Origin of the sequence: Mesorhizobium sp. M2E.F.Ca.ET.209.01.1.1, assembly GCF_004010375.2 — a bacterium.
In the GTDB taxonomy this organism is placed as follows: domain Bacteria; phylum Pseudomonadota; class Alphaproteobacteria; order Rhizobiales; family Rhizobiaceae; genus Mesorhizobium.
Genome location: NZ_SADP02000633.1, coordinates 1 through 339, shown reverse-complemented (window position 1 = coordinate 339; position 339 = coordinate 1). Strand labels below are relative to the sequence as shown.

1 protein-coding gene is annotated in these 339 nt (G+C 68.1%); it reads right to left on the bottom strand.

Going from position 1 to position 339, the window contains the following annotated elements:
- Positions 1 to 339 (bottom strand): PDZ domain-containing protein (locus EN852_RS37225; RefSeq protein ID WP_135879793.1); only part of this gene is annotated, 339 nt, incomplete at both ends.

The following is a 339-nucleotide window of genomic DNA, read 5'->3' as shown; positions in this document are numbered from 1 at the left end:
CTTCTCGCCATCCTCGAGGCGGCCGAGCGTCACCTTGACGGTCTGCTCGACGCCCTTGCGCACGATGACGACATCGACCGCCTTGCCGACCGGGCTTTCCGCGACGACGCGAGGCAGGTCGCGCATCTCATGGATGTCCTTGCCGTCGAACTTGACGATGACGTCGCCGGCCTGCACCGAACCGTTGTCGACCGGGCCGCCCTTGATGACGCCGGCCACCAGCGCGCCCTTGGCCGTTGCCATGCCGAGGCTTTCGGCGATGTCGTCCGGCACCGGCTCGATACGCACGCCAAGCCAGCCGCGCCGCGTCTCGCCATACTGGCGAAGCTGGTCGACGAC